Origin of the sequence: Burkholderia sp. IDO3 (assembly GCF_003366075.1) — a bacterium.
Taxonomy (GTDB): Bacteria; Pseudomonadota; Gammaproteobacteria; order Burkholderiales; family Burkholderiaceae; genus Burkholderia; species Burkholderia anthina.
Genome location: NZ_CP028962.1, coordinates 165,796 through 178,133 on the forward strand (window position 1 = coordinate 165,796; position 12,338 = coordinate 178,133).

At 66.8% G+C, this 12,338-nt stretch carries 15 protein-coding genes; 6 read left to right on the forward strand and 9 right to left on the reverse strand.

Annotated features, from left to right (window positions below; all coding sequences use genetic code 11):
* Positions 1-28: 28 nt before the first annotated feature.
* The 3 genes from DCN14_RS00755 to DCN14_RS00765 all read right to left on the reverse strand — a co-directional run bounded on the left by DCN14_RS00755 (position 29) and on the right by DCN14_RS00765 (position 2,052).
* A complete protein-coding gene (locus tag DCN14_RS00755; protein WP_240327226.1) occupies positions 29-280 on the reverse strand; it encodes a hypothetical protein in 252 nt (83 codons plus the stop codon).
* A gap of 333 nt (positions 281-613) precedes the next feature.
* The gene (locus DCN14_RS00760; RefSeq protein WP_096500851.1) at positions 614-904 is read right to left on the reverse strand and encodes a hypothetical protein; all 291 of its coding nucleotides are present in this window, start codon (positions 902-904) and stop codon (positions 614-616) included.
* Between the two features lie 101 nt (positions 905-1,005).
* Positions 1,006-2,052, reverse strand: a complete 1,047-nt coding sequence (locus DCN14_RS00765) for an AraC family transcriptional regulator (protein WP_096500849.1) — start codon at positions 2,050-2,052, stop codon at positions 1,006-1,008.
* A 94-nt stretch (positions 2,053-2,146) separates the two neighbouring features.
* Here DCN14_RS00765 and DCN14_RS00770 point away from each other — a divergent pair, with 94 nt between their 5' ends.
* The 3 genes from DCN14_RS00770 (at position 2,147) to DCN14_RS00780 (ending at position 3,969) form a co-directional block, all read left to right on the forward strand.
* On the forward strand, positions 2,147-3,130 hold the full coding sequence (locus DCN14_RS00770) for a sterol desaturase family protein (RefSeq protein ID WP_096500847.1): 984 nt from the start codon (positions 2,147-2,149) through the stop codon (positions 3,128-3,130).
* A 252-nt stretch (positions 3,131-3,382) separates the two neighbouring features.
* Positions 3,383-3,670 (forward strand): transcriptional regulator, encoded by a 288-nt coding sequence (locus DCN14_RS00775; protein ID WP_096501048.1) that lies wholly within the window; start codon positions 3,383-3,385, stop codon positions 3,668-3,670.
* A gap of 47 nt (positions 3,671-3,717) precedes the next feature.
* Entirely contained in the window at positions 3,718-3,969 is a 252-nt protein-coding gene (locus DCN14_RS00780; protein ID WP_096500845.1) for an energy transducer TonB, read from the forward strand.
* Between the two features lie 17 nt (positions 3,970-3,986).
* Here the strand turns inward: DCN14_RS00780 and DCN14_RS00785 are convergent, their stop codons facing one another.
* From DCN14_RS00785 to DCN14_RS00795, 3 genes are all read right to left on the reverse strand, one after another.
* Complete coding sequence (locus DCN14_RS00785; protein ID WP_096500843.1) at positions 3,987-5,606, reverse strand: histidine-type phosphatase; 1,620 nt, start codon at positions 5,604-5,606, stop codon at positions 3,987-3,989.
* 184 nt (positions 5,607-5,790) lie between these two features.
* Positions 5,791-6,225, reverse strand: a complete 435-nt coding sequence (locus tag DCN14_RS00790; RefSeq protein WP_096500841.1) for a phosphatase — start codon at positions 6,223-6,225, stop codon at positions 5,791-5,793.
* Between the two features lie 320 nt (positions 6,226-6,545).
* Positions 6,546-7,904 carry an NAD(P)/FAD-dependent oxidoreductase gene (locus DCN14_RS00795; protein ID WP_096500839.1) on the reverse strand — a complete coding sequence of 453 codons (1,359 nt, stop codon included), beginning with the start codon at positions 7,902-7,904 and terminating at the stop codon, positions 6,546-6,548.
* A 100-nt stretch (positions 7,905-8,004) separates the two neighbouring features.
* On the opposite strand from DCN14_RS00795, the gene DCN14_RS00800 reads away from it, so the two are divergent.
* On the forward strand, positions 8,005-8,958 hold the full coding sequence (locus DCN14_RS00800; RefSeq protein WP_096500837.1) for a LysR family transcriptional regulator: 954 nt from the start codon (positions 8,005-8,007) through the stop codon (positions 8,956-8,958).
* Positions 8,959-8,988: 30 nt separating this feature from the next.
* On the opposite strand, the gene DCN14_RS00805 is transcribed toward DCN14_RS00800, so the two are convergent.
* Positions 8,989-9,195, reverse strand: a complete 207-nt coding sequence (locus DCN14_RS00805; RefSeq protein WP_096500835.1) for a hypothetical protein — start codon at positions 9,193-9,195, stop codon at positions 8,989-8,991.
* 191 nt (positions 9,196-9,386) lie between these two features.
* Here DCN14_RS00805 and DCN14_RS00810 point away from each other — a divergent pair, with 191 nt between their 5' ends.
* Both DCN14_RS00810 and DCN14_RS00815 read left to right on the forward strand, forming a co-directional pair.
* Positions 9,387-10,292: an AraC family transcriptional regulator gene (locus DCN14_RS00810; protein ID WP_096500833.1), complete on the forward strand. Its 906-nt coding sequence runs from the start codon at positions 9,387-9,389 to the stop codon at positions 10,290-10,292.
* 242 nt (positions 10,293-10,534) lie between these two features.
* Complete coding sequence (locus DCN14_RS00815) at positions 10,535-11,428, forward strand: NAD(P)H-binding protein (RefSeq protein WP_096500831.1); 894 nt, start codon at positions 10,535-10,537, stop codon at positions 11,426-11,428.
* Positions 11,429-11,512: 84 nt separating this feature from the next.
* Here DCN14_RS00815 and tssE read toward each other — a convergent pair whose 3' ends face one another.
* The gene (gene tssE / locus DCN14_RS00820) at positions 11,513-11,938 is read right to left on the reverse strand and encodes a type VI secretion system baseplate subunit TssE (RefSeq protein ID WP_096500829.1); all 426 of its coding nucleotides are present in this window, start codon (positions 11,936-11,938) and stop codon (positions 11,513-11,515) included.
* A 22-nt stretch (positions 11,939-11,960) separates the two neighbouring features.
* Positions 11,961-12,335, reverse strand: coding sequence for a hypothetical protein (locus tag DCN14_RS00825; protein ID WP_096500827.1), 375 nt, complete (start codon positions 12,333-12,335; stop codon positions 11,961-11,963).
* Positions 12,336-12,338: the final 3 nt, after the last annotated feature.

The following is a 12,338-nucleotide window of genomic DNA, read 5'->3' on the forward strand; positions in this document are numbered from 1 at the left end:
GTTCCCGCCGGAGTACGTGCCGATGGCATCAGGTGGCGGGAAGCCGTCGCGCGATTCGCCACGCGGTGCGTGTCGCGTCGGCTGGATGAAGCCGCCAGCGTCGCGCGACGACCGTATGGCGCTTGCTCGTCACGTATTCGTCGACGTCGGGTTCGAGCGCGTCGTGTTCCCGCTGCGATAGCGTTGCCACCGCACCCGAGCCATCCGCGAATTCGATCACCGCGGGATGCGGCGTTGCGACAGCGTCGCGGGATTCGAGGCGTTTCTTCGGAACATACATTGGCTATGCATGTATATTGAAGCCACGTACCGGAAAAAACCCCCGACCGCATCATGGTGCGGCCGGGACAGAAAACACCTTCTCTTGGCACGAGGATGGTGCGCGGCAAGTATAAGATGCGACGCGCGATTGAAAAATATTGCTAATCAAAAAAGGCGTCATTTTGTAATTGACTCCGATCAGGAGATATTCGCGTAGCGCGGCCGGCATCGGAATTGACCGTCGATCTGCCGCGAACGTCGTCCCACCCGCGTCGCGCGGGTTTCTTTTTCAGGGTCAGGCGTTACCCGAGGGCGGCGGACGTGCCGATTCGCACGTCGGGCCGGCCGCGCGTCAGAAGTCGTCGCGCATCTTGTGGAGCAGGTCGCGCGGCGACTGGCGCGTGTCCACTGCGGTCAGAACGTCGGTCAGAAACCAGGGCAGGTTCAGTTGCGTATCGGAATCGCCGACGCACACGCGAATCGGCGGGGCTTTCGACGTGGCGCGGGAGCTGGAGGACGGCACGCAATTCCCCGCTGGCCGGGCAACCGGTGGGGCGGCATGGTCCGCGCCGGTATCGGCGGCGGCCGGTAAGCTGGCCGCGGCGAGCAGGATCAGGGCGATGAGCGGGGCGGTGCGTTTCATTTGAATCTCCGGCGATGTTCGTTCGACATCGCCGGGCAGGCCGAGTTCGGGGATCTCCGCGCCATCCGCCCCTGTCTTTCCGCGTCGTCGGCGACGCGGCTTCATCCACGCGCGACGTTCGCGGCGCGTGTCGGTTGGCGGCTGCGCCACTGTTGCGGCGATTCGCCCGTCCAGCGGCGAAACGCGCGCGTCAGCGCGCTGTGTTCCGAATAGCCGAGCAGCCACGCGACTTCCGCGAGCGTCAGGCGCGGATCGTTCAGGTAGTCGATCGCGAGCCGCCGCCGCGTGTCTTCGCGCAGCGTCCGGAAATTGAGCCCGAGTTCGGCGAGCCGCCGATGCAGCGTGCGCGACGACACGTGCATGTCGGATGCGACCTGTTCGATGCTCACTTCGCCGCGCGTGAGCAGCCGCGCGACGGCCTCGCGCACCGACTGTTCGAGATCGTCGGTCTGCCGCAGCTCCGCGAGCAGCGCGCCCGCCTGCCGTTCCATCATCTGCAGCAGCGCATCGTCGGGCTGGCGCAGCGGCTGCGCGAGCAGGTGCAACGGAAACGCGAGCCGGTTGACCGGCTGTCCGAACCGCACCGGGCAGCCGAAGTAGTCGGCGTAAGGCTGCGTGTCGACGGGCGGCGGATGCACGAAGCACACTTCGGCCGGGCTGTCGCGCGTGCCGGTGATGTTCCGCGCGAACTGGACGATCGCGGTGAGCGCCACTTCGTCGACGAGCGCGCCGAGCGGTTCGGGCGCATCGTGCCATTCGATCGCGACCGACGCCGCTTCGACGCGCACTTCCATGCGCGCGACGTTCGCGATCAGGTGTTCGTATTGCTGCCAGCGCGCGAGCGCCGCGCCGGCGTCGCGGCACGCATGCAGCGCATAGCCGAGCGCGCCCAGATGCGCGGGCGAGATCCGCTGGCCGACATGCAGCCCGAGCAGCGGATCGCCGAGCGCATCGGCGGCGCGTTCGAGCAGGCGTCGCCAGTGCGCGCTCGCGTACAGCGTGAGCCCGCGATCGTCCTCCGGCGGCCGCGCTTCGCCGAGCACGCGCGCCGCGTCGCGCCCTTGCTCCGACAGATAGTCGAACAGCAGCCGGACATAGGTGCTCGAGTAGTAGACGCGCTGCGTCGGTAGCGGGGAGGCGGCGGGCATGGCGGAAAGTGTCAAAGAATCGTCCGCAAGTGTCAACGCGGGCCGACCCGTGCACGACCATACTGGCCGTCAATTCCCGACAGAGGCGATCGATATGCCGGCAGAGTGGATGACGTGGCTGCATGCGTTCATGGGCCACGACGTGGACTGGAAACAGGTGCTGCTGATCGGCATGACGCCGGTGTTCCTGGTCGCGTTCATGATCGAGTTCGCGATTGCAACGAAGCGCGGCCGGCGCGAGCAGTTTCGCTGGAAGGAGATCGTCGCGAACCTGTCGCTCGGCGCCGGCTATCAGGTCGCGGAGACCGTGATGGGGATCCTGTTCACCGGCGCGATCTTCGCCTGGGTGTATCGGCATCGCCTGTTCGACGTGCCGGTGAACGGCTTCACGATCGTGCCGATCTTCGTCGTCGTCGAGTTCTGCTACTACTGGTTCCATCGCACGTCGCATCGCGTGCGCTGGTTCTGGGCCGCGCACGTGCCGCATCACAGCGGCGAAGTGATGAACTTCACGACCGCGATGCGGCAGTCGCTGCTGAATGCGTTCGTCGGCGTGTTCGTGTTCTATCTGCCGCCGGTGTGGCTCGGCATTCCGCCTGCGGTCGTGCTGTTCCTGCTCGCCGTCGATCTCGCATACCAGTACTTCGTGCATACCGAAGCGATCGGGCGGCTGCCGCGCTGGTTCGAATACGTGTTCGACACGCCGTCGAATCATCGCGCGCACCACGGTCGCAATCCGCGCTACATCGACAGGAACTACGGCGGCGTGCTGATCGTCTTCGACCGGATGTTCGGCACGTACGTCAAGGAAACGGAGCCGGTCGACTACGGCATCACGCAGCAGATCCGTTCGTACAACTTCCTGGTGCTGAACCTTCACGAGTTCGTCGACATGTGGCGCGACGTGTTCGCGCCGGGGCCGCTCGCGCAGCGGATCCGCCATCTGTGGATGCCGCCCGAGTGGGAGCGGCCCGGACACCGGCCGATTCATACATGGAGCGTCGAGCGAAAGGGCGACGGGGAAGAGGATGCGGTCGAGGTGGCCGACGTGAACGAGGCCGCCGAACACCGCGCGTGACCGCGATGCGCGGCGGATCGCGCGTGAAACGTTAAGAATCGTTTGAATCGCCGGTTCGATGCTTGCGATGCGCAACGCGCTCCTTTACTGTGCCGCCACGACGACGCCGACATCGGGCGTCAAGCCAGATCGCAAGGAGCATTCGTCATTACCGCATCGAATCGTCGCACGCATGTTCGTGCATTTCTCGTGGCGTCGGTCGCCTATTTCAATCTCTCGTACCCTGCGTCGGCGGCCTATACGGAGTCCTGGATGAGCGACCAGGACGTGAAGGCGTACTCGCGGCAGGTCAAGCAGGCACCCGTTGCAACGCGCCGCCCGGCCGCGGCGAAGCCGGCGCAGCGGCCCGCTGGTTCGCAATCGACCGCGCCGGCCGCCGCGCACGCCGACGCGAAGCCCGCGTCAAAGGCGCCGGCGGCTGCCGTTGCCGCGAAGGCCCGGAAGGTGCAGCATGCGGGCAAGGCCGACCCGAAGCAGCAAGCCGCCGCGAAGTCGACGGCCACGCGGGTGGCACGCACGGGCGCCGAGACCGTACATTGAGGCATACGCGCCGCGCGTCGCGGCATCGAACGGATGCGGAGCACATCATGTCGCTGATGGATCGCCTGTTGTCACGCGGTGTGCAGAGCGCGTCGTCGCGACGGCGCGTGATCGTGCGAGTCTGGCTCGACGAGCACGGGCGTGTCCGCGATCTCAAGGTCAGGCACAGTTGCGGCGACGCGGCGCTCGACGAGAAGGCGCTTCATGCGATCGCCGTGATGCGCTTCCCCGCCGGTCATCTCGGCTCCGGCGGGAAATCCGCGAAGCGCTGGCATGATCTCGATTACGCGGTGGACTGACGACGCGCCGCCGCGCATCACGGATATCCGTAACAGCGCTTCAGCCCCGCGTAGTCGTAGAAGTGGCTCGCCGGTGCGATCTTCGCGCCGTCGCACGCCGCCTGGAAATCCGTCTCGCGCTCGTTGTACAGCATCTTCACGATGAGCCGCGAGCCGTTGCGATACACGTCCCACTGCATGTTCGCGGCCATCGGCGACACCTGGTCGCCGCGCCACGGGTTGTTCGCATACGTGTAGGTCTGCGCCTGCGGCGTCGGCACGAACACGTTCTTCAGGTTCATGATCGACGCAAACGGAATCACGATCTCCGCATGCGTGAAGCGCAGCTTCGCGGCACGCGTCAGGTCGCCGCGCGCGATCGCGTCGACTTCGTTGAAGAAGTCGTCCTGCAACACCTTCGCCATCCGGTACGTGACCGGATTCGCTTCCTGGATGCCGGGCCCCTTCTGGTAATAGTCCTCGGCGTCCTGCAGGTATGCGAGCGTCTGCGCCTGCTCCGCGCCGATGTATCGCTCCATCGTGACGCCGCCCGTTTCGGCCGTCATGGCCGGTGCGACCTGCAGCAGGTTGTACAGCACGTTCACGGCGTCGACGGCCGACGCGATCTTCGTCTTGCCGTCGCCCTTCAGCGTATTGGTGAACTTGCCGTCCGACGACGTGAACGCGTAGGTGCCCGTGTTCGCGAACGTGTAGCCGTCCGTGCCGAGCTTCGCGACGAACGCCTGCGACACGAGCGCGGACAACACCGTCTGCGCGACTTGCGCGACCTGCGGATCCGCCTTGATCGTCTTGAGCTTGTCGGCCACCGTCGCATCGCTCGAATAGGCCTGGTATGCCTGGCTCGCCTGATAGGTCGCGTAGTACGGATCGGACGTATCGGTCACGAGATCGGTGGCCGGCTTCAGCGAGTGGAAATACAGCAGGAAGCGATTGGTGCCGGCGGGCTGCGCGACCGGCGCGCTCGCGGGATAGCCGGCCGGCGCGGCCGGCAGCGTGATCGCGGCGGCCAGTGCCGGTTGCGCGGCGACGAGCGCGGCCGAGAAGTAGGTCGAGCTGTCGACCGCGCGGTCCTGCCCCGAGTTGACGACGACGATCTGCCGGCCGCCCGACGAGAACAGCGCCGGCAGCCGCTGCGCGAGACGCGCGGCGAGTTGCTGGTGCTCGCGGATGCCGGTTTGCGTGAGATTGCCGTAGCCGGGCGTCGAGATTCCCTGTACGCCATAGCCGAGCAGCGCGTTGGCCTTCATCATCGCGTACGTGTCGGCTTTCAGTTGCGCGCCGAGCGCGGTCAGCGCGCCGTCGGCCTCGGCCTTGACCAGCATCGAATAGATCGCGCCGTCGTACTTGAAGCCCGACAGCCCGCGCGAGCCGTGCCGCGCGACGAGTTCCGCATAGACCGGCGTGTAGCCGGCCGGCGGCGCTTCGTAGGTGGCCGCGTCCTGCTGCGGACGATACGGCGTCTTCGTCTGGTAGTAGGTCGCGGGTGTCGGCGTGGGCGTGGGCGTCGGCTGCGGTTCGGTCGGCGTGCCGCTGTTGTCGGTCGACGTGGCGGGCGGATTCGACGTCTCGCCGCCGCACGCGGCAAGCAGCAGGCAGGCAAGGGCGACGGCGGAGGCGGTGCGGGAAGGGCGTGTCATCGTGGCTTGAAGCGGGCGGGACGGCGCGGATGCGCGCCGTCGCGGTTCCGGGAGGAATCGGTCAAGCCCGGAAGTGTCGCAAGCGACTTTGACAGCAAAATGTCAGGATTCGGTCGGGCAATCGTCGGCATGCCGACGGGATGCGACCGGCCGGCGGTTGCCGGCCCGTGTGCAGGTGCTCAGGTCAGTGCACGCCTGCCGACGCGATCGACCGCACCGTGTCGGTGATGCGCACGCAGCGCGACAGGCCGAAGACTTCGGCTTCGCGGCGTTCCGGTTCGCTGCTCGCGACGGCGACCGCACGTTCCGGCGGCACGCCGAGCGCCTGCAGCGCGACGTCGAACGGATGCTGATTTGCTCTGGAGTCCTGCTGGTTTGCGTCGCTCACGACGACCGAGAAGCGGTCGAGGTTCGCGCGGCCGAACTGGCCTTCGAACATGTCGCTGAGCCGGTCGGCCGGCAGCGTCGTGACGAGACCGAGTCGATAGCCTTGCTCCGATGCGCTGTCGAGCCACTGGATGATCGCATCGCGCTGGTTGCGCGATTCGTGCGAATCCGGGGTCGCTTCGATCTGTGCGAATGCGGCGTCGAGACGGGTGACGATAGCTTCGATGACCACGGTGATTCTTCTCCTGAGACGTGAAGATCCGTTCGCGGACGGGAATGCCGCATACCTTAGCGTCCACCCGGAATATGCGACCAATTAATATTTATATGCGACTCATACGATTCGACTAATGAATCGAGCGGCAGGCCAGCGCCGGCGCGGGATGCGCGCGATGCGGGCCCTGCGCGTGAATGGCATCGTATCGACGGGCTTCAATGTGATGCACCAAACGCGTGCCCGATTCGAATGCACCGGTTGTGTGCATGTAAAAAAACGGCATACCGGGCGATGAACCCGATACGCCGTCATGTGCCGTGCGCGTGTGCGCGCGATCAATGCAGCTTGATCGACGGCTGGTTGCGGCTTTGCAGCCAGTGGCTCAGCGACTGGAACAGCGCGCGCTTCAACCCGTACACGCTGAACAGGTGCTTGCGATACAGGAACTTGTACAGGCCGATCGCAGCGAGCCCGTCGACGATCAGCGAGCGCGAGCGCACGCCGAGGTCGCCCTGGTACACCGCGCCCGCCTGCCCGAGCGACACGACCGTACCGGCGTCGCGGAACGTGAAGCCCGTCACCGGCTTGCCGGCATGGCGCCGCACGAGTGCTTCGCCGAGATACACGGCCTGCTGGTGCGCGACCTGCGCGCGCGGCGGCAGGAACCCGTCCGCATCGGCCGACGGACACGCGGCGCAGTCGCCGAACGCATACACGTGCGGATCGTCGGGCGTCTGCAGCGTGTCGGTCACGAGCACCTGGTTCGACCGGTTGAGCGCGATGTCGCCGAGTTCCCGCAGGATCGCGGGGCCCGCGACGCCGGCCGCCCAGATCGTGATGTCGCTCGCGAGGCGCTCGCCGGTCGCGGTCGTGACCGCGTTCGCGCCGACTTCCGCGACGCGCGTATCCGTCAGCACGTCGACGCTCAGCGTGCACAACTGCGCGTGCATCTTGCCGGACAACCGCGCGTCGAGCGCGGGCAGGATGCGCGGGCCGCCTTCGATCAGCCGGATGTGCACGTCGCGCGCGGACACCAGCGCCTTGAAGCGATACGTCGTCAGCTGCTGGACCGCGTGCCGCAGCGCCGCGGCCAGCTCGACGCCGGTGGCGCCCGCACCGATCACGTTGATGCAGATCGGCGCCGCGCGCCGCGCGGGCTGCTGCTCGGCCAGGTGATTCGCCTTCGTGCACGCGGCGAGGAACTTGCGGCGGAAATCCTCGGCCTGGTCGAGGTTTTCGAGCGGCAACGCGTGGCGCGCGGCGCCCGGCACGTTGAAGAAGTTCGTCACGCTGCCGACGGCCAGCACGAGATCGTCGTAGTCGAGTTCGCGCTGCGGCAGGATTTCCGTGCCGTCCGCATCGTGCACGGCGGCGATCGTCGCCGTGCGGGCCGCGCGGTCGACCTGCTGCAGCGCGCCCTGCACGAAGCGGAAGCCGTGGCGCTTCGCCTGCGCCGCGTATTCGATCGTGTGCGATGCCGGATCGCGATGGCCGGACGCGGCTTCGTGCAGCAGCGGCTTCCAGAAGTGCGTCGGGTAGCGGTCGACGAGCACGACGTCGGCTTGCCCGCGGCGCCCGATCGTGTCGCCGAGGCGCGTGGCGAGGTGCAGGCCGCCGGCGCCGCCGCCGACGATCACGATGCGCGGCACGCGCGGTGCGCGATCCGTTGCAAGGGTAGGCGTGATGTTGTCCATGTTGTGGCTCCCGCTGATGACGATTCGGATGACATTGCTCAAGAACCGACGATATAGTTTCGAACCCACTCGAACAATTTAATGTTTATAAGCGACTCATATGTATTCACTTATAGGAAAGACCGCGACGTTCCGGCAGCTGAAGGCGCTGGACATGATTGCGCGGCTCGGCAGCGTGTCGCGCGCGGCCGAGGAGCTGAACCTCACGCAGCCGGCGGTATCGCTGCAGGTTCGCCTGCTCGAGGAGGCCGTGGGCGCCGCGGTGCTGCAACGGGTGGGGCGCGGCGTGCAACTGACCGCGGCCGGGGAGATCGTGTCGCGCTATGCGCGCGAGATCCTGCATCTGTGGAGCGAGGCCGGCGACGAAGTGGCCGCGCTGACGGGCGATCTCGGCGGCACGCTGCGGATCGGCGCGATCACGACGGCCGAGTACCTGATCCCGCCGCTGCTGGTGAAATTCACCGCCACGCGGCCGCACGTGAAGACCTATTTCAAGGTCGGCAATCGCGACGACATCATCCGGATGCTCGCCACCCATGAAATCGATCTCGCGGTGATGGGCAGCGCGCCGAAGGAGCTGCGCACGCACGCGGTCGAATTCGCGAAGCATCCGATGGTGTTCGTCGCGGCGCCGGGGCATCCGCTGATGCAGCGCAAGCGCGTCGTGCTGAAGGACCTCGAATCCGCGCACCTGCTCGTGCGCGAACGTGGCGCCGGCACGCGTTCCACCGTCGAGAGCCTGTTCAAGACGGCCGGCTACCGCTTCCATGTGGGCTCCGAACTGTCGAGCAACGAGGCGATCAAGCAGATGGCGGAGGCCGGGCTCGGCATCGCATTCCTGTCGTTGCACGCGTGTGCACTCGAACTGCGCGCGGGGCTGCTCGGGCAACTGCCGTTTCCCGGCAACCCGATCGTGCGCGAGTGGTACGTGATCACGCTCGCCGACCGGCGGATCTCGCAGGTGACGGGGCTGTTCCGCGACTTCCTGATCAAGCAGGGCGCACCGGTGATCGACGGCGCGACGGCGGCGCCGCAGGAGCGGCGGCGCAAGTAGGCGATCGGCGCGCGCCGGGCGTGTGGCGCGTCAGCCGATCCCGAAGTCGTCGTTGCTGTCGGGAATCGATGCGAGCAGCCGTTCGAGCCGGTACCAGCCGAGCAGGCGCAGGCATTGTGCGGCAATCGCGGTTCGGAGGCTGCCGAAGCGGGAGTCGGAACGGGGCGGGGACGCAACGCGGGCGGCGCCGGACGGCGGCGCGGCGAACGCCGTGCGAGGCGGGCAGCAATCGGACATGACGGGCTCCGTAGGTGTCGGATGAGGCGATCGTAGGCGTCGCCGCACCCGCTGGCGCGCACGCAAGGATGGGCCGGAGCAGAAACGGATGATCTTTTTCCGCAATGCGCGGGAATGGCCGGCCAGGCCCGGCAAGCGTCCCGAAAAAGCGTCACAATGCGCGATCGACACCGATCGGGTGGAGGGACACCATGAGCGATCCGATTCTCGCCGCGCCCACGGACAACGGCGTGCCGGTCAGCCTGCGTTCCAGCCGCGGCCTGGGCTGGCGCGGCTTCGGCGCGGCGCTGCTGGAGATCCGCGCGGGCACGTACCGGATTCCCGCCGCCGATCATCACCGCATCGGCGTGCATATCGGTCCGGCGGTTCGCGCGGATTGCGTGTGCGACGGCGAGCGCGTGTCGCGCATCCAGGCGCATGGCGACGTCGACGTGATTCCGGCCGGCCTGCCGGGCCAGTGGACCGACAGCGCGGACTGCCGGATCCTGCACATCGCGCTCAGCGACACGTTCGTGCGGCGCACGTTCGAGCAGCTCGAACTGAAGCCGTCGCAGGCGCAGATCCGTCGCCGGTTGCAGGTGCGCGATCCGCGCCTGCAGCACATCGCGTGGGCGATGGCCGCCGAACTCGAAGCGGAGGATGCGTCGGATCCGCTCTATGCGGAAAGCCTGTGCACGGCGCTCGTCGCGCGGCTGGCCGACAGCCAGCCGGCGTTCCGCGAGCGTCGGCGCACGCTCGCGCCGAAGGCGGCGGCGCGCGTGATCGACTATGTCGAGGCGAATCTCGAGCGGCGCATGACGCTCGCCGAGCTCGCGGCGCTCGTGTCGATCAGCGTGCCGCATTTCAAGGTGCTGTTTCGCGAGACGCTCGGGATGCCGGTGCACCAGTACGTGGTGCGGCGGCGCGTCGAGCGCGCGAAGGCGTTGCTGCTCGAAGGGCGGCTGAGCATCAGCCAGATCGCGCTCGAAGCCGGCTTTGCGCATCAGAGCCACATGGCGAACTGGATGAATCGCGTGCTGGGGGCGACGCCGACGGAGATCGCGCGGTCGGGAGCGCGGGGCGGGCTGAGGCTTGCGCATGACGGTGGGAACCGTTGAGCAACCGCGGCGGCAGGCGGGTGCGCCGCGCGGGCCGGCGGCCGGGGAATCCGCTGGCCGTCGGGCATGGGCATGCCGGCAAAAATCGGTTTGTTCGACAATGACTGCGCCGGCCATGCAGCGGACGAACCCGACAGCCGCCTGATCCGTCATCCTTTCCTGTTCCGTTTTATCCATCCCTGCGCGCCATCGCGGCCGCGCGTGCCGACAATCACCTCACCTTCATCCCCCGGGAGCGGATCGTGTTCGTGATTTTTGGTGCATCAGGCAACGTCGGCCTGTCGACTGTAACGACCCTGCGCCGCGCAGGGCACCCCGTGCGCGCGGTGCTGCACGACGCACGCCACCGCGAACGCTTCGCGCAGCTCGGCTGCGACGTCGTGCTCGCCGATTTGACGGATGCCCCGGCGGTCGCCGCGGCGATCGCGGGCGCGCAAGCGGTGCAGATACTGTGTCCGGTGCCCGTCGCGGACAGCGACCCGGCCGTGACAATGGAGCGGACGATCGACATCGCGACCGGCGCGCTCGTCGCGAACCCGCCGCCGCTACTGCTCGCGCTGTCGGACTACGGCGCGGAGCGCGACGGCAACACCGGCATCACGCGGCTCTTTCATCGTATGGAAGAGAAGCTGAAAACGGTGCCGACCCGGCTCACGCTGCTGCGCGCGGCCGAACACCTGCAGAACTGGGCACGCGTGCTGCCGGTCGCGCTCGGCACCGGCGTGTTGCCGAGCTTTCATCATCCGGTCGACAAGATGTTTCCGACGGTGTGGGCGCCCGACGTGGGTGTCGCGGCGGCGCGGCTGCTGCTCGATCCGGCGCAACCGGGCAACGGACCGCGCATCGTCAGCATCGAAGGGCAGCGGCGCGCGAGCGTGCGGGATATCGCGGCAACACTCGGCGCGGCGGCCGGGCGCGAGATCGTCGCACGCGAACTGCCGCGCGACGCATGGACCGCAACGCTGCTGCGCGCGGGGCTCGGCGAACGCCATGCGCAGTTGATCGTCGATCTCTACGACGTGCACAACGCGGGGCAGATCGACGTGGAGGCCGGCGTGTCGGAGCGGGTTTATGGTGAGACGCCGTTGGCGGAGGCGCTGGCAGGGCTGATGCGAGAGCACGCGGCACCCGCGTGACGCAGGCAGCCGGCATGTGGCGTGGGTATTGACCGACCGGGATTGGCCAGCGACGAATCCAGGGCCCGGACTTCCGGGAGCACTTTAACCATGCCCCGAAATCCTGCGTTTCACCCACATGCGCCCGGGCGGCTCGAAGTACGTCCCGAACCGCACGAGCCCGGCCTTCTTCAAATGACACGTCATCTCGAAACTCACCAGCACGCCAGGATCATCATTTTCGAGGATGTCGACGTCGATGGAGCGGATGCGAGGCTCATATTTCAGGAGCGTCGCCTCCATCTGCTGCTTGAGCATGTGGGCTGATGCGGGCAGCGCCTTGTAGATGTTCGTCAGATCCGGCAGACCATAGTCCGGCAGGTGTTTCAGCGCGCCGGCACGCGAGTTCAGGATGCGCTGCACATTTTGCTGGACGCTCATGCACTCGAGTGTCCGGTCGTCGTGAACGTCAAGCGGCTCACCGCCGATCCGGCCGAGCAGGACGTCGTAAAGCGAGGGGCTGGCGTTCATTGTGTCGCAGTTCCGATGTTGTTCAATTTCCACATTCGGTCCTGTTTAGACGGCCCAAAACGCGGTCGAGCAGCGGCCGAAGGCATGCGATCAGCAACGCAACCGCTGCCACGGCCAGGAAGAGCCAGAGCGCCGCCCATGCAAGCCAAATGATTGATTCCAGGCCGCCAGCGTTGCTACCGCTGACGCCAGCCCCAGCAATCGCGATTGTCAGGAGGAGCGGAAGCGGAGCGGTAACGGCATAGACGAATGCATAGCGAAGTAATCGTCCCCACGACAGGAAGCACCAGATCTTCGGAGGCTCGCGCCACATGCGGAAAATTGTGTAGGGAATGTGTATCAGGTTGAACGTGCAATACAGCCATCCAAGCAACAAAAGCAACGCAATCACTTCCATATG

Excerpts from the sequence above, each read along its gene's own strand:
- DCN14_RS00755 (WP_240327226.1), bottom strand. The coding sequence starts at position 280 with ATGTATGTTCCGAAGAAACGCCTCGAATCCCGCGACGCTGTCGCAACG.
- DCN14_RS00760 (WP_096500851.1), bottom strand. The coding sequence starts at position 904 with ATGAAACGCACCGCCCCGCTCATCGCCCTGATCCTGCTCGCCGCGGCC.
- DCN14_RS00765 (WP_096500849.1), bottom strand. The coding sequence starts at position 2,052 with ATGCCCGCCGCCTCCCCGCTACCGACGCAGCGCGTCTACTACTCGAGC.
- DCN14_RS00770 (WP_096500847.1), top strand. The coding sequence starts at position 2,147 with ATGCCGGCAGAGTGGATGACGTGGCTGCATGCGTTCATGGGCCACGAC.
- DCN14_RS00775 (WP_096501048.1), top strand. The coding sequence starts at position 3,383 with ATGAGCGACCAGGACGTGAAGGCGTACTCGCGGCAGGTCAAGCAGGCA.
- DCN14_RS00780 (WP_096500845.1), top strand. The coding sequence starts at position 3,718 with ATGTCGCTGATGGATCGCCTGTTGTCACGCGGTGTGCAGAGCGCGTCG.
- DCN14_RS00785 (WP_096500843.1), bottom strand. The coding sequence starts at position 5,606 with ATGACACGCCCTTCCCGCACCGCCTCCGCCGTCGCCCTTGCCTGCCTG.
- DCN14_RS00795 (WP_096500839.1), bottom strand. The coding sequence starts at position 7,904 with ATGGACAACATCACGCCTACCCTTGCAACGGATCGCGCACCGCGCGTG.
- DCN14_RS00800 (WP_096500837.1), top strand. The coding sequence starts at position 8,005 with ATGTATTCACTTATAGGAAAGACCGCGACGTTCCGGCAGCTGAAGGCG.
- DCN14_RS00805 (WP_096500835.1), bottom strand. The coding sequence starts at position 9,195 with ATGTCCGATTGCTGCCCGCCTCGCACGGCGTTCGCCGCGCCGCCGTCC.
- DCN14_RS00810 (WP_096500833.1), top strand. The coding sequence starts at position 9,387 with ATGAGCGATCCGATTCTCGCCGCGCCCACGGACAACGGCGTGCCGGTC.
- tssE (WP_096500829.1), bottom strand. The coding sequence starts at position 11,938 with ATGAACGCCAGCCCCTCGCTTTACGACGTCCTGCTCGGCCGGATCGGC.
- DCN14_RS00825 (WP_096500827.1), bottom strand. The coding sequence starts at position 12,335 with ATGGAAGTGATTGCGTTGCTTTTGTTGCTTGGATGGCTGTATTGCACG.